This window comes from Rothia nasimurium (assembly GCF_035916755.1).
Classification (GTDB): domain Bacteria; phylum Actinomycetota; class Actinomycetes; order Actinomycetales; family Micrococcaceae; genus Rothia.
Window position 1 is genome coordinate 1 of the sequence record NZ_JAYWIX010000008.1, and the last position, 17,883, is coordinate 17,883.

Annotated in this window: 17 protein-coding genes and 3 tRNA genes; 16 read left to right on the plus strand and 4 right to left on the minus strand. The window is 61.9% G+C overall.

Annotated features, from left to right (window positions below):
- From VSX42_RS09320 to VSX42_RS09330, 3 genes are all read left to right on the plus strand, one after another.
- Positions 1-370 (plus strand): transposase family protein (locus VSX42_RS09320; RefSeq protein ID WP_326504018.1); only part of this gene is annotated, 370 nt, incomplete at its 5' end.
- A 93-nt stretch (positions 371-463) separates the two neighbouring features.
- Positions 464-916, plus strand: a complete 453-nt coding sequence (locus VSX42_RS09325) for a hypothetical protein (RefSeq protein WP_326504019.1) — start codon at positions 464-466, stop codon at positions 914-916.
- A 180-nt stretch (positions 917-1,096) separates the two neighbouring features.
- Positions 1,097-2,503 carry an FAD-dependent oxidoreductase gene (locus VSX42_RS09330; protein ID WP_326504020.1) on the plus strand — a complete coding sequence of 469 codons (1,407 nt, stop codon included), beginning with the start codon at positions 1,097-1,099 and terminating at the stop codon, positions 2,501-2,503.
- A gap of 93 nt (positions 2,504-2,596) precedes the next feature.
- Here VSX42_RS09330 and VSX42_RS09335 read toward each other — a convergent pair whose 3' ends face one another.
- On the minus strand, positions 2,597-3,934 hold the full coding sequence (locus VSX42_RS09335) for a D-arabinono-1,4-lactone oxidase (RefSeq protein WP_326504021.1): 1,338 nt from the start codon (positions 3,932-3,934) through the stop codon (positions 2,597-2,599).
- 191 nt (positions 3,935-4,125) lie between these two features.
- Here VSX42_RS09335 and VSX42_RS09340 point away from each other — a divergent pair, with 191 nt between their 5' ends.
- The 5 genes from VSX42_RS09340 (at position 4,126) to VSX42_RS09360 (ending at position 6,804) form a co-directional block, all read left to right on the plus strand.
- On the plus strand, positions 4,126-4,785 hold the full coding sequence (locus tag VSX42_RS09340; protein ID WP_326504022.1) for a hypothetical protein: 660 nt from the start codon (positions 4,126-4,128) through the stop codon (positions 4,783-4,785).
- Between the two features lie 297 nt (positions 4,786-5,082).
- Positions 5,083-6,093, plus strand: coding sequence for a universal stress protein (locus VSX42_RS09345; RefSeq protein WP_326504023.1), 1,011 nt, complete (start codon positions 5,083-5,085; stop codon positions 6,091-6,093).
- 377 nt (positions 6,094-6,470) lie between these two features.
- Positions 6,471-6,543: transfer RNA gene (locus VSX42_RS09350), tRNA-Glu, on the plus strand.
- Between the two features lie 51 nt (positions 6,544-6,594).
- Positions 6,595-6,668 (plus strand) — tRNA-Asp (locus tag VSX42_RS09355).
- Between the two features lie 63 nt (positions 6,669-6,731).
- A tRNA-Phe gene (locus tag VSX42_RS09360) sits at positions 6,732-6,804 on the plus strand.
- A gap of 95 nt (positions 6,805-6,899) precedes the next feature.
- On the opposite strand, the gene VSX42_RS09365 is transcribed toward VSX42_RS09360, so the two are convergent.
- Positions 6,900-7,703, minus strand: a complete 804-nt coding sequence (locus VSX42_RS09365) for an exodeoxyribonuclease III (RefSeq protein WP_326504024.1) — start codon at positions 7,701-7,703, stop codon at positions 6,900-6,902.
- A 178-nt stretch (positions 7,704-7,881) separates the two neighbouring features.
- On the opposite strand from VSX42_RS09365, the gene VSX42_RS09370 reads away from it, so the two are divergent.
- The 4 genes from VSX42_RS09370 to VSX42_RS09385 are packed head-to-tail and all read left to right on the plus strand — an operon-like array spanning position 7,882 to position 11,269.
- Entirely contained in the window at positions 7,882-9,012 is a 1,131-nt protein-coding gene (locus tag VSX42_RS09370) for an ABC transporter ATP-binding protein (protein WP_326504025.1), read from the plus strand.
- Positions 9,009-9,683 (plus strand): ABC transporter permease, encoded by a 675-nt coding sequence (locus VSX42_RS09375; protein ID WP_326504026.1) that lies wholly within the window; start codon positions 9,009-9,011, stop codon positions 9,681-9,683. Before VSX42_RS09370 ends, VSX42_RS09375 begins: the two co-directional genes overlap by 4 nt.
- Complete coding sequence (locus VSX42_RS09380) at positions 9,680-10,336, plus strand: ABC transporter permease (RefSeq protein ID WP_326504027.1); 657 nt, start codon at positions 9,680-9,682, stop codon at positions 10,334-10,336. Before VSX42_RS09375 ends, VSX42_RS09380 begins: the two co-directional genes overlap by 4 nt.
- 6 nt (positions 10,337-10,342) lie before the next feature.
- Positions 10,343-11,269, plus strand: coding sequence for an ABC transporter substrate-binding protein (locus VSX42_RS09385; RefSeq protein ID WP_326504028.1), 927 nt, complete (start codon positions 10,343-10,345; stop codon positions 11,267-11,269).
- Between the two features lie 144 nt (positions 11,270-11,413).
- On the opposite strand, the gene VSX42_RS09390 is transcribed toward VSX42_RS09385, so the two are convergent.
- A complete protein-coding gene (locus VSX42_RS09390) occupies positions 11,414-12,859 on the minus strand; it encodes a glyceraldehyde-3-phosphate dehydrogenase (RefSeq protein ID WP_326504029.1) in 1,446 nt (481 codons plus the stop codon).
- A gap of 221 nt (positions 12,860-13,080) precedes the next feature.
- Between VSX42_RS09390 and VSX42_RS09395 the strand changes: the two genes are divergently transcribed.
- The 4 genes from VSX42_RS09395 to VSX42_RS09410 all read left to right on the plus strand — a co-directional run bounded on the left by VSX42_RS09395 (position 13,081) and on the right by VSX42_RS09410 (position 16,379).
- Positions 13,081-14,025, plus strand: a complete 945-nt coding sequence (locus VSX42_RS09395; protein WP_326504030.1) for a carbohydrate kinase — start codon at positions 13,081-13,083, stop codon at positions 14,023-14,025.
- A 156-nt stretch (positions 14,026-14,181) separates the two neighbouring features.
- On the plus strand, positions 14,182-14,706 hold the full coding sequence (locus VSX42_RS09400; RefSeq protein WP_326504031.1) for a YbhB/YbcL family Raf kinase inhibitor-like protein: 525 nt from the start codon (positions 14,182-14,184) through the stop codon (positions 14,704-14,706).
- Between the two features lie 10 nt (positions 14,707-14,716).
- On the plus strand, positions 14,717-15,550 hold the full coding sequence (locus VSX42_RS09405; RefSeq protein WP_326504032.1) for a Cof-type HAD-IIB family hydrolase: 834 nt from the start codon (positions 14,717-14,719) through the stop codon (positions 15,548-15,550).
- 28 nt (positions 15,551-15,578) lie between these two features.
- A complete protein-coding gene (locus VSX42_RS09410) occupies positions 15,579-16,379 on the plus strand; it encodes a glycerophosphodiester phosphodiesterase family protein (RefSeq protein WP_326504033.1) in 801 nt (266 codons plus the stop codon).
- A gap of 100 nt (positions 16,380-16,479) precedes the next feature.
- On the opposite strand, the gene VSX42_RS09415 is transcribed toward VSX42_RS09410, so the two are convergent.
- Positions 16,480-17,826 carry a uracil-xanthine permease family protein gene (locus tag VSX42_RS09415; RefSeq protein ID WP_326504034.1) on the minus strand — a complete coding sequence of 449 codons (1,347 nt, stop codon included), beginning with the start codon at positions 17,824-17,826 and terminating at the stop codon, positions 16,480-16,482.
- Between the last annotated feature and the right edge of the window lie 57 nt (positions 17,827-17,883).

Here is a 17,883-nt window from a genome sequence, read left to right on the forward strand (position 1 = left end):
TTGCACCTTGGATGGAAAGTTGCTGGCTATCACAGACCCGGTGCCCGGGGCCAGGCATGATGCTTACGCCTTCAAACATCATGGCTTGGAAAGATATCTTGATGAGAGCACTGTGGCTGATAAGGGCTATATCGGGTTGGGGTTGGCTACCCCGGCCAGGCGCAAGCCGGGTCAGCGGCTGAGTCGGGAGCAGAGGCGGAATAATCGGGTGCTGAATCGGCTGCGGTCGGTGGTGGAGCGGGTTATCGCTCACATCAAGACTTGGCGGATTCTTCATACGGGGTTTAGGCGGCCGTTGGGGTTGTATGGGCGGGTGTTTGCGGTGGTGCGGGGGTTGGTGTTTTTGGCTGCGGGTGGGACTTTTGAATAAGCCTCAAGTACTGAAGGTGCTTCTATCTCTTGAAAACTTCAGATGTGTCTGCTGGAATAATTACAATTCTTGGCATTCAAAGGAGATTGCACCATGCCACGTCGAGCCCTTCCCCTTGCCCTACTCATTCCGCTACTGGCAGCCTGCTCCAGCGGCGCGTCCACCACAGCTGAGGCACCAAGCTCCACCCCGAGCGTCCGCACCACCACTGTGCCGCCACCTGCTACCACAGCAACCGCCAGCCCCGAAGAGCTGGCAACCCAGGGCCCCACTATTTCTAACGAAGATATTCAGCGGGGCATCGACACCGGCAATATCTACGTGCTCTACTCCGGCGTCATGTGCTTCGGCGGCACACTAGCTGACCCCACCGAGTTTGCTGAGCAAGAACTAGCCAGTGACTACATGAGCGAGGAAGAATACCAGCAGCACTACAGCCAGATCCCGGCAGAAGTCCTTGCCCAGAGCGAGAACAACAAAACCGGTATCTTCACCGCTCCCCAAAAATGCCTAGACGCTGGCTGGTCCCAGGCCGGAGCCATCTAAAGCATCCTGTACCCCCGCCCGTATCTGTTACCTCTGTTACGACCGGCCCCTACCCGCGGTAACCCCAGGACTTACTCTGTAACCGGGGCGACGGCGTCCGCCCCAAACTCGGTAGACTAGAGCAGAACCAAAGTCCCAACCCGCCGTGCCCACCTACGCCCGGCGCCGAAAGGAAAACCCGTGTCAACCGAAGCCCCCCGCGCCCTGCGCGTCGCCGTCATCGGTGCAGGCCCCGCAGGTATCTACGCCGCAGACATCCTCACCAAAAGCGAAGAAGTCCGCACCGGAGCCGTGCCCGTAGCCATCGATATCTTCGACCGCTACCCCGCCCCCTTCGGCCTGATCCGCTACGGCGTAGCCCCCGACCACCCCCGCATCAAGGGCATCATCAACGCCCTGCACAAGGTACTCGACCGCGGCGACATCCGCTTCTTCGGCAACGTCAACTACGGCACCGACGTCACCCTGGCTGACCTGCGCAAGCACTACGACGCTATCATCTTCGCAACCGGCGCCATCAAGGACGCCGACCTCGACATCCCCGGCGTTGAGCTCACCGGCTCCTACGGCGCGTCCGACTTCGTCTCCTGGTACGACGGCCACCCCGACGTGCCCCGCACCTGGCCGCTGGAAGCCAAAGAAATCGCCGTGCTCGGCAACGGCAACGTAGCCCTCGACGTCGCCCGCGTGCTCTCCAAGCACGCCGACGACCTGCTCGTCACCGAAATCCCCGACAACGTCTACGAAGGTCTCAAGGCCTCACCCGTCACCGACGTGCACGTCTTCGGTCGCCGCGGCCCCGCCCAGATCAAGTTCACTCCCCTCGAACTGCGCGAACTGGCCCACTCCCGCGACGTAGACATCGTGCTCTATGAAGAAGACTTCCAGTTCGACGAGGCCTCCCGCGAAGCCATGGAAACCAACGCCCAGACCAAGGTCATGATGAAGACCCTCAACGGCTGGCTCGAAGAGCAGAAGGAAAACCCCGGCACCGCCTCCCGCCGCCTGCACCTGCACTTCCTCCAGTCACCGGCTGAAATCCTCGGTGAACACGGCAAGGTCACCGGCATCAAGATGGAACGCACCGAGCTCAACGGCAACGGCGGCGTCACCGGCACCGGCGAATTCATCGACTACCCCGTGCAGGCCGTCTACCGCGCCATCGGCTACTTCGGCTCCGAACTGCCCGAGGTCGGCTACGACAGCGAACGCGGCGTCATCACCAACGTCGAGGGTCGCGTGATTGACGATAGTGACGTGCCCGTCCCCGGCCTCTACGCCACCGGCTGGATCAAGCGCGGCCCCGTCGGCCTGATTGGTTCCACCAAGTCAGACGCCCTCGAAACCGTCACCCACCTGCTCGAAGACCGCGAAAACCTCTACACTGCCGAGGCCGCCGACCCCGTAGCCATTGAGGCCTTCCTCGATGCGGCAGGCGTGCGCTACACCACCTGGGAAGGCTGGCACCGCCTGGACGACCACGAAAAGGCCCTGGGCGCAGAAGCCAAGGACGCCGCCGGCAAGCCCCGCGCCCGCATCAAGGTGGTTGACCGCGACGAGATGACCGCGATTTCACGCGGCGAGTAGCGTTCAGCTTCTTTCAGAAAAGACCATCTAAATCAGAAAAACCCACCAATTAGGTGGGTTTTTCTGATTTAGATGGTACCTACCCGAGGGGTGTTACCGCATGAGCACCCAGTCCAGGTAGGGGTTGAGGAAGAGGCCCGACGGGTCTAGCTCTTCGCGCAGCTCCACGAAGTCGTTGAAACGGGGGTAGAGCTGGGCGAGGGCGTCCGCGTCCTGGGTGTGGAACTGGCCCCAGTGGGGGCGTCCGCCGTGCTCCTTGAAAACCCCTTCTAGCACCCCGAAGAGCTCGGCGTGGGGCTGACGCCAGTAGGCGCGGGCCGAAACGTAAAAGGTTTCTCGCCCGTAAGCCTGGGAGAGCCAGATATCATCGGCGGCAGCGGTGCGCACGACCAGGGGGTAAGCCATCTGGCTGCGGTAGGACGCCAGGTGGGCGCGCACATCGCGCATGACGTCGGCAAACTGCGACATATCGAAGGCGTACTCCATATTGTTCTGCCGCACGGTGCGGTGGATGGTGAAGACGCGGGCCGAATAATCGGCGTAGCGCCGGTTGCCCTTGCCCCAGTTCGACACCTTATTCAGTACCGGCTGCGCCGCGGGCACCTTAGCCCCGGCGTAGCTAAGAGCCGAGAACACCCCGTTGTTGAGCAGGTGGTCGCCGCCGTAGCGCCGGGCCTGGCTCAGGGCAGCACTGGCGGGCATGTAGCCGTCGGTCAGCAGGGCCAGGCGGGTGAGTCTGCGGGTGCGCACCTCACCGGAGCCAGGGAACCAGCTAAATTCGTAGTGGTCAGCCCCGCGGGAGCGGTCCTCAAAAGAATGCACGATGCTCTGGTAGGTGTGCCCGCGCTCAGCCGCGTGCAGGCGGAACTGGGGCACTACGTTAAAGGTCAGCTCCACGATGATGCCCAGGGCGCCCAGGCCGCAGAGGGCCGCTGAGAAAATTTCCGGGTTCTGCTGGGGCGAGCAGGTGAGCAGGGTGCCGGTGGCGTCCACCAGTTTGAGCTCGGCGACCTGGGTAGCGAAGATGCCGTAGCTTAGGCCGGTGCCGTGGAAGCCGGTAGAAATTGCCCCGGCCAGGGTCTGCTCGTCGAGCCGCCCCAGGTTGGTGAAGGCCAGGTTGTAGTGGCCCAGCAGGCGGTTGGCCTCGCGCACGGTCGTGCCCGCCAGGAAGGTGGCGGTAAGGTTATCGGGGTCCACCCGCACCAGGCCGGTGAGGTGCTCTAGGGTCAGCATGGTGCCGACCGGCTGCCCAATAGCGGACGCGCTGCGCCCCCGCCCCACTACCTTGACCCGGGTATCTGCCGCGGCGGCGTCCTGAATCTGCCGTTGCAGCTCGGGCACTGACCGGGGCGCAAGGACGCCGGTGGGCTGCACGGTGTGTTGGCGCGCCCAGGTGCTCCACGAGGGGCTTGTCTGCGGGGTGTCGGCCATGATCTACCTCGATTCTTGCTCGTTCATGCATATTTTCGCACGAAGAGGTGGGTGCTGGCTGTGAGTCTGGGCGGTCAGTCACAGCTTGGTAACAGTTGACTCACAATTCGATCAACCTGCCTGTTTTCGCTTGCTCGGGCCAGGGCGGCTGTGATGGGGTGGAAGTACTGGAGAAAGGAAGGTACAACACCATGAACAACTCTTCACTCCGTATTTTTGCCCGTTGCGGTTCGGCTGCGCTCGCCCTCGGGGCGCTGACGCTCACGGGGCTTGCTCCCGCCCAGGCCAGCGAGGCCGGTACCGCGGAGCAGCCGTCGCTGGTCACCAGCTCAAGCACCGGCACCCTGCCCTGGGCTCCTGAAGATTACGCCTGGCTGGGCGCTCCCACCGATGAGGGTTTTATTGCTCCCGGTACTCCTGGTGCCCCCGGTTTTATGGGACAGAACTTTACCCGCGGGGCTGTGTTCTATAACGAGGTAACGGGCACCCATGCTGTGCACGGTGCTATCTATGACCTGTGGCGTTTTGGCGCGGTGACGGTGGGTGACGGCTCTGCCCTGTACAACCTGATTCCTGTGACCGACGAGCAGCCGGTGGGCAGCGGCGTGCGCCAGAGCTTTGCCCAGCCGGGTCTGGCTAGCGGTAACGTCTTCTGGTCTGAGGCTACCGGCGCCCATTTTATTGAGTCCGGAACCCCGGCAGGGGACTACTTCAATGCCCACGGCGCTGTAGATGCCTTTGGCTTCCCGGTGTCTGAGGTGCAGCAGGTAGGGGACGCCTCGGTGCTGTACACCGAACAGGGCGTGCTTGCGGTGACCGCCTCCGGCGCTGTGTTTAGCCCCCTGGGTTAGGTGTTTCTTAGCGAGCGTGCGCCGTATCGCTGAGCGTGCGCATGGCTACTGCACGCTCGGCGATATAACGCACGCTCGTTGGTGCAAGGACGCCGCCACCCGCTTCCCTGCCCAGCGGCAGGGGAGTGGGGGTGGGGCGTCCTTACCTTATCTAGTTCAAAAATGAATAAGTGCGGTAATGATGCGAAATAAGTCACGTCGCTCACGAGGGGAGGACTAAACTGGAAGTAGGCCCCGGCAGCAGCGCCGGCAACCCGGCTGGCAGAGCGGGGTCATCATGAATCTAAGGAGATGACCATGACCGAACGCGCTCTCACCTTCGGTGAAAAAGCAGTAGCTGCCCGCAACGATATCGCAGAAGTAGCCAACGCATCCGGCGAAATCGTTGTCGGCATTGACGGCTCCGAGCAGAGCTACGGTGCCCTGCGCTGGGCCGTGCACGAGGCTGAAATTCGCAAGGTGCCCGTCCGTATGGTCACCGCCTACTCTCTGCCCGTCTTCACCGGCACCGGTTTCGACGCCGGCTACTCTATGGTCGACGAACAGGCCCTCACCGACGGCGTAGCCCAGATTCTTGACGAGGCCTACTCCCGCGTTGGCGAAACCAGCGTTGAACTTCGCGCAACTGTAGAAACCGGCGACGCCACCGCTGTGCTCCTAGAACTCTCCAAGAAGGCTGAGCTGATGGTGGTTGGCTCCCGTTCCCACGGCGGTTTCCTGGGTCGACTGCTGGGTACCGTTTCCACCTCTCTGCCTGCCCACTCACACTGCCCCACCGTTGCAGTTCCCCACTCCTACGCTGAGAAGATTGAAGCTGACCCCGGTATCCTGGGCAGCGGCCAGTCGGTGGTTGTTGGTTCGGACGGCTCCGACGAAGCCCGCCTTGCCATGATGCAGGCAGCGGACGAAGCAAGCCGCCGCGGCGTCAAACTCACCCTGGTCAACGCGCTCGCCCCCTACACCGGTGCCCTGAACTGGGTACCCGCCGCTGTTGACTTCGAGGCCCTCTACCGTGAAATCGCGGACCTGCAGCGTAAGGCTGCCGAATGGATTCGCGGCTACTTCCCTCAGCTGGAAATCGAATTCAAGCTCATCGACGGCTCCCCTGTGCAGGTTCTGCTAGAAGCGGGTAAGGCTGCCGACCTGACTGTGGTCGGTACCCGCGGTCGTGGCGGTATTGCCGGCATGATTCTGGGCTCCACCTCCCAGGGCATCCTGCACAACACCCAGGTGCCCGTGATGATTGTTCCCCAGATTGAAGACCCCCGCATTGAGCAGGCTCCCGACGCCGGCATTACCTGGGGCTAGCCAAAACGTAAAAGCACTCTAGTCAGCTTCTCTCGCAAGGAGTAGGCTGGTGGTAAGACAAGGCAGGATAGCTCCCGCCGAAGCTCCTTTTCAGGCTGAAAAGGGCTCCGACGGCGCTATCCTGCCGTCTTTTTTAAAAAAGTTCAAAAAATTTTTGGTGCGGACGCCGGTGGTGGCAATGTAGCCTTTGACTAGGTTATTTATGTGTATTGCCGGTTACTTTTGGGTGAATTTTGTGGTGCAGGGCACCCAATTTTTGACCCAAAATGGCCCGAATGGTCGGTTTTCGATTTGCGCGCCTGTTTGAACTCGCGTAATGTATTACTTGTTCGAGCGACGGGTTGAGGAAACAAAGCCGGTCACGACACAGCGAACTAGCCCCTATCGTCTAGCGGCCTAGGACGCCGCCCTTTCACGGCGGTAACACGGGTTCAAATCCCGTTGGGGGTACTGTGAAACCTTTGGTTTCACGGCCATGTAAGAACTTCGGTTCTTGCGTATGGCCCCGTAGCGCAGTTGGTTAGCGCGCCGGCCTGTCACGCCGGAGGTCGCGGGTTCAAGTCCCGTCGGGGTCGCTCCGACCGCGTAAGTTCTCACTTGTGGGAAGACGCGGTTGTGGCATATCTAAGGGTATGCCTGGCTCTGTAGCTCAGTTGGTAGAGCGTGCGACTGAAAATCGTAAGGTCACCGGATCGACGCCGGTCGGAGCCACGAAATCCACTCTCTAGGCTTCTACATGAGAGTGGGTTTTTTGTTTTAAACCAAAAAACAGCCCCAGCCTGTGGGTTCACAGGCTGGGGCTGTTTTTAGCTAATCTCAACAATCACCGGGGCGTGGTCTGAGGCTCCCTTGCCTTTGCGCTCTTTGCGGTCAATTTCGGCGCCCACAACCCGCTGGGCTAGCGCGGGGGAGTAGAGCTGAAAATCAATACGCATCCCCTCGTTCTTGGGGAAGCGTAGCTTGGTGTAGTCCCAGTAGGTGTAGGGCACGGTGGTATGTTCACGAGCCACATCAACCAGCCCCAGGGGCTCTTCAAGAAAGGCCCTAAAGGCCGCCCGCTCAGGCTCGGTCACGTGAGTCATCTGGTTTTCCCTAAAGAAGTCGATATCCCATACATCCTCGTCGCGGGGAGCGATATTGAAGTCTCCCACCAGGGCGAACTGCGCCGCAGGGTCCTGCTCTAGCCAGGTGGTGGCGTTCTTGCGCAGCTCTTCTAGCCATGCCAGCTTGTAGGGCATATGCGGGTCGTCAATACCGCGGCCGTTAGGCACGTAGAGGCTCCAGACCCGAACCCCGCCGCAGGTAGCCCCGATCGCGCGGGCCTCAACGACGGCGTCCTCACCCGGCTTGCCAAAGGCCGGCTGGTTGGTGAAAGTGCGCTGAATATCCTCAAGCCCCACGCGGGAGGCCAGTGCCACCCCGTTCCACTGTGACAGCCCAAAATGGGCCACCTCGTAGCCGGAGTACTCAAAAATTTCGTAGGGGAAGGTCTCGTCGGTGGCTTTGGTTTCTTGGATGGCCAGTACGTCCACGTCGCTGCGTTCTAGCCAGTCTTCCACGCGGTCGGCGCGGGCACGGATAGAGTTCACGTTCCAGGTAGCAATTTTCATGTCACCAGCCTAGCAACCGACCTGCCCCCTTAAAAGTGCAACTGCCTGTCACTTTTGGCAGGGCATCTGCATTTATGACAGGGTACTTGCTGTTTTAGAAGTCACTGGAATAGGCTGGAGTCCGTGGGCGTTAGGTTGCTGGAACAAATCCCGCCCCACCTCAAACGAAAGAGCAAGTATGGCAGCGGCCCCCGCTATTGAATTCCGCTCGGTTACCAAGAAATACGGTGATACGGCGGTGGTAGATAACCTCACCCTCAGCATACCTCAGGGAAAAATCACGGTCTTTGTGGGCCCCTCGGGCTGCGGCAAAACCACGTCCCTGCGCATGATTAACCGCATGGTCGAGCACACCGGTGGGGAAATTTTGGTGCGGGGAGAATCCAACACCTCCCTCCCAGCCCACGAGCTGCGCCGCTCTATGGGTTATGTGCTGCAACAGGCGGGGCTCATGCCCCACCAGAGCGTGCTCGATAACATCACCACTGTGCCCCGTCTCAAAGGGGTGGCCAAGAAGCAGGCTCGTGTTGAGGCCCTAGAACTTCTCGATACCGTGGGCCTAGACCGCGCATCTGCCAGCAAGTACCCGGCCCAGCTATCGGGTGGCCAGGCCCAGCGCGTGGGTGTGGCCCGTGCCCTGGCAGGGCAGTCAGATATTCTGCTCATGGACGAGCCCTTTAGCGCCATCGACCCCGTGGTGCGGGCTGACCTGCAACAGAGCCTTCTAGACCTGCAGCAGAAGCTCCACCGCACCATCGTCTTCGTTACCCACGATATCGATGAGGCTGTACTCCTGGGGGACTACATCGCCGTCTTTGCCCCCGGCGGCACCATCGCCCAGTTCGGCACCCCCGAAGAGATTTTGCGGGCTCCAGCCTGCGATTATGTTGCTTCTTTCGTGGGCCGCGACCGCGGAATGCGCCGCCTGACCTTTGCCGGGGCGGGGAACGTGGCCGTCCGCCCCCTGCAGGCCGCTGAGGTCGAGGGCTGGCAGCTGAGACTAGCGGACGGACGCCCCGACGGCTGGGTCACCGGCGGTAGGCATCTGCCCGGTGGCTCCCTCTTCGTGCAGGGTGGCACTTTGCGTGATGCCCTGGACTCGGTGCTGTCGTCCCCCTCCGGCTGGGGTGTGGCGGTTGACGAGCAGGGGCTGGCCCTGGGTCTGCTGGAGGCCGATAACGTGCTTGAAGCAACCCGGCAGGAGCGCTACCTGCGCTACGGCCTGGAAGCCCCCTGGGCCCGTGCTGATGGGGCCGATAGGGGCCGAGAACCCACCGACGAGACCCCCGGTAGCGGGGTGTCCGCATGAGCTGGTTTCTCGCGAACCTGCCCTATATCGGAGATCTGACCGCCCTGCACCTGGCGCAGTCTGTAATCCCGGTAGTGGTGGGTTTTGCCCTCGCCCTACCCCTGGCTCGGCTGGCTCTGGGGCGACGGGCGGACGGACGCTCCACCGAGGCTTACACCACCGCCGGCCGGGTACGTAAAGGGGCAGTCGTCAACGGTGCTGCCCTGCTCTACACCGTGCCCTCACTAGCGCTGTTTGTGCTTATGCCTCTGGTGCTGGGCACCTCCATTACTTCCCCGCTCAACGTCTATGTGGCGCTGACTATCTACGTGGTAGCCATGATGGTGCGCAGCGCCGTGGACGCCTTCGAATCGGTCTCACCCATCACCCTCGAAGCCGCCACAGCCGTGGGCTACACCCCGCTGCGCCGCTTCTGGCAGGTTGAGCTACCCCTGTCGTTACCCGTTATGATTGCCGGTTTACGCGTTGCCCTGGTCTCGAATATTTCTATGGTCTCGGTGGGAGCTGTCATTGGCATCCAGTCCCTCGGCACCCTCTTCACAGACGGCCTGCGCCGGGACCTACCTGCTGAAATCATCACCGGAATCCTGCTCACCCTCGTCCTTGCCCTCGTGCTCGACCGCCTGCTGGCCCTGGTCGGCGCCGCGCTCACCCGTTGGAGGAACCCATGATTTTTCAGGACGTCTGGGCCTGGTTCACCGCCCCCGGCGCCTGGACGGGCACCGGCGGCATCTGGCAGCGTCTTGGCGAGCACCTGGCCTACTCCGGCCTGGTGCTGCTGGTCGCTGCGGCTATTGCCCTGCCGCTCGGGGCCTGGGTGGGGCATACCGGCAAGGGGCAGAACCTGGTTGTAGCCCTCACCGGTGCCCTGCGAGCCCTGCCCACCCTGGGTCTGCTCACCTTCTTCGCTCTCTGGCTGGGACTGGGCCTCACCGCCCCCGTCCTGGCCCTCGTGATCCTGGCTATCGCCCCGCTCCTGGCGGGCACCTACGCAGGTATTGCGGCTGTGGATCCCGTTATTAAGGACGCCGCCCGCGCCCAGGGCATGACCGGCTGGCAGGTGCTCACCCGGGTAGAAATTCCCGTGGCCCTGCCCCTCATTTTCGGTGGCATTCGTAACGCGGTGCTGCAAATCATCGCAACCGTCACCGTGGTTGCCTACATCAACCTTGGCGGCCTGGGGCGCTACCTCATCGACGGGCTGGCGGTGCGTGACTACACCCGCATGGTCGCGGCCGTCCTTCTGGTTGCAGCCCTCGCCCTAATCGTCGATGCTCTACTTGCCCTTGTGCAAAGAGCCCTCACCTACCCCGGACTAAGGTAAACACCCATGACATCACCCCGCCTCACCCGACGCTCCCTCTTTACCGGGGCAGGACTCGCCGCCGGGGCTCTAGGCCTTTCCGCCTGCGGCCTGGATGGCTCCACCGCCTTTGGCAGCGGGAGCACCACCGGCACCATTACCGTGGGCTCAGCCGACTTCACCGAATCACAAATTATTGCTGAAATCTATGCCGCCGCCCTGCGCGCCCGCGGCCTAGACGCCACCATCAGCCCCGCCATTGGCGCCCGCGAAGCCTACCTGGGAGCCCTCCGTGAGGGAACCGTCTCAGTAGTGCCCGACTACTCCGGTAACCTCCTGCTCTACTTTGACGCAGAGACCACAGCCGTCACCGCCGAAGAAATCATGCAGGCCCTCCCCGCCGCCCTGCCCGAGGAGCTGGGCGTTCTGGCAGCCTCCCAGGCAGAAAACAAGGACTCCCTGGTCGTCACCGCCGCTACCGCCGAAGAGCACGGTCTGACCAGCCTGGACGACCTCACCGCCCTCAGCGGCCAACTGAGTTTGGGCGCACCCCCGGAATTTGCTGAGCGAGCCTACGGGCTACCCGGCCTAGAGCGCCTCTACAGCTTCACCCCGGCGTCCTTCGAACCCATCAACGACGGCGGCGGGCCCCTGACCGTCGCAGCCCTGGCCGACGGCACCGTCGATATCGTGGATCTCTTCTCCACCGACCCTGCCATCACCGCCAACAACTTCGTGGTGCTTGAGGACCCCAAAAACATGATCCTGGCCCAGCAGGTACTGCCCGTCATCAACACCCGCCAGGTCTCGGTAGCAGCCGCCCGCGTCCTCGATGAGGTATCGACCCTGCTCACGACAGAGACCCTGATTGAACTGAACACGCGTGTCTCCGGCGCCGAAAAAGCAGCCCCCGCCACCGCCGCAGGGGACTGGGTGAGCGAGAACTTCGCGTAACCCGGAATCCTTGGCGGACGGGCTTACGTTTGCTGCCTCCTCAGAGGGTCGCTGGCGGCAACTTCCACCCCAACCCCTAAAAAGCAGGTGCCCCCGGCATAACTAGCCGAGGGCACCAGAACGTGCGGGCGGGCATCCGCGCTCTTAGACTGCTGCGGGGAAGCTCTGCAACTTACCGCCGATCATGGTCTCAAGCACGCGAATGACCTGGCAGGAGTAGCCAAACTCGTTGTCGTACCAGACGTAAAGAATGGCGTTATCGTCACCGGAGGTGATGGTGGCCAGGCCGTCTACTACACCGGCGGCGCGGGAGCCCACGAAGTCGGTTGACACGACCTCGTGGGAGTCGGTGTAGTCAATCTGGCGGCGCAGGTTGGAGCGCAGGGAGCGCTCGCGCAGCAGATTGTTGAGCTCTTCCTTAGAGCCGACGGGCTTCTCAAGCTGCAGGCTCAGAATAGCCATGGAGACATCGGGGGTAGGCACGCGGATAGCGTTGCCGGTCAGCTTGCCTTCGAGCTGGGGCAGGGCCTTGGACACAGCCTTGGCTGCGCCGGTCTCGGTAATCACCATGTTCAGGGCAGCGGAGCGGCCGCGGCGGTCACCCTTGTGGAAATTGTCGATTAGGTTCTGGTCGTTGGTGAAGGAGTGCACGGTCTCAACGTGGCCGCGCTTGACGCCGAAGACCTCGTCCATAACGGCTAGCACGGGGGTGATGGCGTTGGTGGTGCAGGACGCTGCCGACAGTACGGTGTCACTATCTTCGATGATGTCGTCGTTGACGCCGCAGACAATGTTTTTCACGCCCTTGCCGGGGGCGGTGAGCAGGACGCGCGCAGCCCCCTTGGCTTGCAGATGGCGGGAGAGGCCGTCCTTATCGCGCCAGCGGCCGGTGTTATCGACCACGATAGCGTTCTCAATGCCGTGGGCGGTGTAGTCGACCTCGGCCGGGTCAGAGGCGTAAATGAACTTGATGGGGGTGCCGTTGGCGATGATGGTGGAGTTCTCTTCGTCAACGCGGATGGTGCCCTTGAAGGCACCGTGGACGGAGTCGCGGCGCAGTAGGGAGGCACGCTTGTAGAGGTCGTTATCGGTGTTCTTACGAACCACAACGGCGCGGAGTTTGGGGCCGGATCCGGTGGAACGCTCCAGCAGAATGCGGGCCAGCAAGCGGCCGATGCGGCCGAAACCGTAGAGCACGACATCCTGCGAGGCAGCTTCAATCTGGCCCTTCTTGCCAACGACGGGAGCCAGCTCTTCCTTCAGCCAGGCCTCAAGATCACCGGCACCAGAAGCCTCAAACTTGCGCTGCAGGCTGGCCAGACCCAGCGAGCAGGCACCCAGGTCGAGAGTGCTCACAATTTCAAGGATCTTCAGGGAGTCAGCCGGGTTCAGCTCAACATCATCAATCTGACGGGCAAAACGGTGGGCCTTCAAAATCTGAATAACAGACTTGTTGATTAGGCTGTGGCCGTGAATAGAGACAACCACGTTGTTCTCTCGATTCAGCTTGCCAATCAGGGGAATCATAGCCTCGGCTTCAGCCTCAGAGGCAAGCCACTGCTCGTGAGCGTTGTCGGCAGAAATAGTCATGGTGTGACCTCTTCCTCGATGAGTAGCGTCATTGAACTCATCGGTTAGCAGCGCGGCGGTGCGCTGGTAGCTGGTGACTGGCGGCCCACACCCCGATTCATGCACGGGCACGACGAGCTGGTGGGCACTACAGACCTAAGTTTATAGTTTGTTCTCTCACATGTGGAGTTTGTGACGCGAAACTTCTCTGAGGCCGGGGCCACAGCCGGTAAAATAAGGGCATGCTTACTGTCATTGGCGAAGCCCTCGTAGATGTTGTCCAGCGCCCCGGTGCCGAATCCCACGCCCACCCCGGTGGTTCCCCCATGAACGTTGCCGTCGGCGTCTCCCGCCTGGGCCACGAGGCCCAGTTCATTGGCCGCTACGGCAAGGACGCCTACGGTGAACTTATCGATGCGCACCTGCGCGCCTCGGGCGTCCTGCTCCCTGTCGGCGCTGACGCCAAAAAGACCTCCGTTGCCCAGGCAACTATTGGCGAAACCGGCGCCGCTGAGTACGAGTTCGATATCGACTGGTCACTCGACACTGCCCAGGCGGCGCTTGACGAGGTGGGGAAGAACGCTACCGCAGTGCATGTGGGTTCTATTGGCGCCATGTTGGAGCCCGGTGCGTCCGCTGTGCTTAACACAGTCAAGCAGGCAGCCCCCCACGCCCTGATTTCTTACGACCCCAACTGCCGTCCCTCCATCGTGCCCGACGCGGCAGAGGCGCGCGCCTGGGCTGAGAGCATTGTGCGCCACTCAGACGTGGTGAAGGCTTCTGACGAGGACCTTCTGTGGCTCTACCCCAACCGAACCCTGGAAGAATCAGCTCGGGCCTGGCTTGACCTGGGTGCTTCTCTGGTGGTTGTGACCCGCGGCGAGATGGGCCCCTGGGCTATCACCCGCAAGACCTCGCCCGACGGCATCGCCCTGCCCGCCTACCGGGTAGAGGTCGCCGATACCGTGGGTGCAGGCGACTCCCTCATGGCAGCCCTCATCGCGGCCCTGCTTGATCGCGACATCAAGGGCAAGGGCGCCCGCGCCATCATTGAGCTGCTGAGCAAGGACAACCTCAAGGAAATTCTGGCTTTCGCAGCGGTTGCCGCCGGCATCACCGTTTCCCGCGAAGGCGCTAACCCGCCCAGCCGCGACGAACTGAACGCTGTGCTCTACCCGCAGGGCTAGTTCCTCCGCCTCCCTCCCCGAGGGGACCGCAAAACTAAAGAAGGACCGCATATTTTACGGTCCTTCTTTAGTTTTCAGGTCCCTTTTCGTGAGGGGGAATAGTCAGTAGACTGGTTAGTGCATAGCCAAAGCCCATCAACGACGAGGAGGCCCCTCATGCTCAACCGCGAACCCTACGCAGACCTGCCTGACCTACCCACCTTCACGCTCGCGTCCGCCGATATCACCGAGGGGGAGACCCTGCCCCGCGCCCAGGTCTCCGGGATTATGGGTGCAGGTGGCGAGGACGTCTCGCCCCAGCTGTCCTGGAGCGGCTTCCCCGCAGAAACCAAGTCCTTTGTGGTGACCTGCTTTGATCCAGACGCCCCCACCCCCTCAGGTTTCTGGCACTGGGCTGCCTCGAATATCCCAGCCTCAGTTACTGAACTCGCTTCCGGCGCCGCCGAAAACCTGCCCGAAGGGGCCCTGGGGCATCTCAACGACGGTGGCACCCGCGGTTTCATCGGCGCAGCCCCGCCCGCCGGTCATGGCCCCCACCGCTACATCTTCTGCGTCACCGCCGTTGACGTGGAAAAACTCGACATCGACGAAAACGCCAGCCCCGCCGTAGTCAACTTCAACCTCTTCTTCCATGGCATCGCCCGGGCTTTCTTGACGGCGACCTACGAAGAAGAGAACTAGAATGTAAAGCATGATTAAACTGATTGCCAGCGACCTGGACGGCACCCTCATTGGGAGTGATTTCAGGTTCCGCCCCCGCACCCTGCAGGCCTTGCATGCGGCGGCGGATGCTGGCGTCCGTATCGTCTTTGTGACCGGCCGCCCCCTGCGTTGGATGGCTCCCGTGCTGGAGCAGCTCGGCGAGGAATGGAACGGCGAGAACTCTTTTGCTTTCTGCTCCAACGGTGCGGTGACGTTCGATATTGCCTGTTCGCAGGTGGTTGCCACCCGCACTATCAGCGGGGCTGAAACTTTGGCCCTGCACGCCGAGCTGGAGCAGGCTTTCCCGGGGGCTCTCTATATTGCGGAGACCCTGGAGCATGTCTACGTACAGGGAACCTATGACCCGCATGCCCAGGAAGACACCAGTAAGGTGGTTGAGGGGCGGTTGGAAGAGATTCTGGTGCCCGACGCTGAGGTTGTGAAATACCTGCTGTTCCGGGATGGTGCGGTACCTGCCGACCTGCTGGCTCGCGTTCAAGAGATTGTGGGGGAACGGGCATCTGCAACCCGCTCTGCCCCCTACCAGCCCCTGGTGGAAATTGCCCAGCGGGGGATGAACAAGGGGCGGGTGCTGGCAGATTTTGCGGAGTCGCTGGGTATTGCCCCTGACGAAGTAGCTGCTTTTGGTGATATGCCCAATGACTACGAAATGCTGGACTGGGCAGGCCATGGCTACGTGATGGCCTCGGGCCTACCGGAGCTCAAAGACCGGGTGGGGCGTATCTGCCCGGGGTTCGAAGAGGACGGCGTTGCCCAGATTATCGAGCGCATGCTGGCTGAACGCGAGGGGCGCCAGGCCTAAGTTACTAGCCGGTAATATACTGGTTCTTATGCCTTCACACGCATTTTCATCGTCTTCGCCTGAGCACACCCAGATTTATGCCCACAGGGGGCTCGCTATAGGGCAAGCTGAAAACACCGAGGGAGCTTTCCGCCGCGCCCTCGATGCCGGGGCCCACTGGCTCGAAACCGACGTGAATACCACCGCTGACGGCCAGGTTCTGGTCTTTCACGACCCCACCCTCAATCGCTTAGTGGGCCGCCCCGGCCGGGTGGCTGAGATGACCTGGGACCAGCTCCGTGAGCTAAACCTGGTGGATGGTGGTCAAATTTCCCGCCTGCATGACATGCTCGAGGCCTTCCCCGATACCCGCTTTAATATTGACCTTAAGGACGCCGGTTCGGCGGCTGAGGTTGCGCGGGTGCTGGTGGCTGCCGGTTCGGTAGAGCGGGTGCGACTGGCATCCTTTTCGGAGCGCCGCCTGCGGCAGGCGCACCGGGTGGCCCAGGAGCTGGGTGTGCACATTCCACTAAGTGCCTCGCAGCCCACCTTCACTTTTTTCTATGCCCTATCGCGCATACACCCTAGCCTATGGAGTTTTTTGAAGCCGATAACTCGCAGGTTTATGCTGCCCTTTGACGCGGTGCAGGTTCCTGCCTATCACCGGGTAGCTGGCCGCCGCCTGCGCATTGTTGATCGTAAGCTGGTGGCTGCTGCCCGCCGGGCCGGGGTAGAGGTGCACGTGTGGACGATCGACGATGAACGCACCATGCGGGAACTCATCGCCCTGGGGGTCAACGGAATCGTCACTAACCGCACCGACCTGCTCGCGGACGTCCTTGCCTCCTAACAGCAACAAGGGGACCGCAAAATCAAAAAGGGACCGCATAGTATGCGGTCCCTTTTTGGACATCTGGTCCCCTGGCAAGCATTCCGGGGCAGGGGAGAGTCTAGTGGACGTCCCCCTTAGCCTCGGTCGGGGTCAGCGGCTCGGGGTGGGCCTTCGACGCCTTATTGAGCGCCGCCATCAGGTGGTAGACCACCAGGGTCGCGGCGGTACCCAGGGCAATACCGGCGAACTGTAGGTCGCCAATATCCCAGGTGTAGTCGGCAATACCCACGATTAGGGCCACGGACGCGGCGGTCAGGTTGACCTGGTTCGAGAAGTCCACGCGGTTCTCAACCCAGATACGCACACCCAGCATGCCAATCATGCCGTAGAGCACGGTGGCAGCGCCACCCAGCACACCGGCAGGCACAGACGCCACGGCCGCACCAAAGACCGGGAAAATCGAGAGCAGGACGGCGAAAATCGCAGCAACCCAGTAGGCTGCGGTGGAGTAGACCTTGGTTGCCGCCATAACACCGATGTTTTCAGCGTAGGTGGTGGTACCTGAACCGCCACCGGCACCGGCTAGGGTGGTGGCAAGGCCGTCCGCCATGAGGGCGCGGCCGGAGTACTTGTCGAGATTATCCCCGGTCATGAGAGCAACGGACTTCACGTGACCGATGTTCTCAGCAACCAGCACCAGAATGACGGGAATGAAGAGGCCAGCCAGGTTCCAATGGAGCTCGGGGTGCTGGAAGTGGGGCAGGCCAATGAGGCCCTGCTCGGTCCAGGTCTTTTCGATGGTGGTGAAGTCAACCTCGCCACGCAGCACAGCGGTGATGTAGCCAATGATGACGCCCAGCAGAATCGACAGGCGGCCAATCATGCCCTTGAAGAGCACCGAAATCAGGATGATGGAGCTCAGCGTCACCAGGGCGGTCGCGGGCGCTTCCATGAAATTGTTCTTGGCGGACGGTGCCAGGTTGAAGCCGATCAGGGCCACGATGGAGCCGGTGACTACCGGGGGCATGAGCTTGGTCAGCCAGCCGGTTCCGGCGACCTGAACAACCAGGCCAACAATGAACAGGGAGACACCTGCCATGACGATACCGCCTAGGGCACCGCCGGGGCCGTACTGGTTAGTGGCAGCTGCCAGGGGCGCGATGAAGGCGAAGGACGAACCCAGGTAGGAGGGCACCCGCCCTGCGGTGATGAGCAGGAAGAGCATGGTGCCGATACCCGAGAAGAAGAGGGTGGTGGCAGGCGGGAAGCCGGTCAGCAGGGGCACCAGGAAGGTCGCGCCGAACATGGCAACGACGTGCTGGGCGCCGATACCGATGGTGCGGCCCCAGGTGAGGCGTTCGAGGGGGCGGACGACCCCGCCCGGGGTGATGTTCTTGCCGTCGCCGTGCAGGGTCCAGGCGAGGCCAAGCTGGGAGCCCTTTTGGGGCTGGGAACCGTTAGACATGAGATGCTTTCGCAGTGTGTGGGTAAATCGTCCTTATTGTACGCCCCCGCTGTGGCG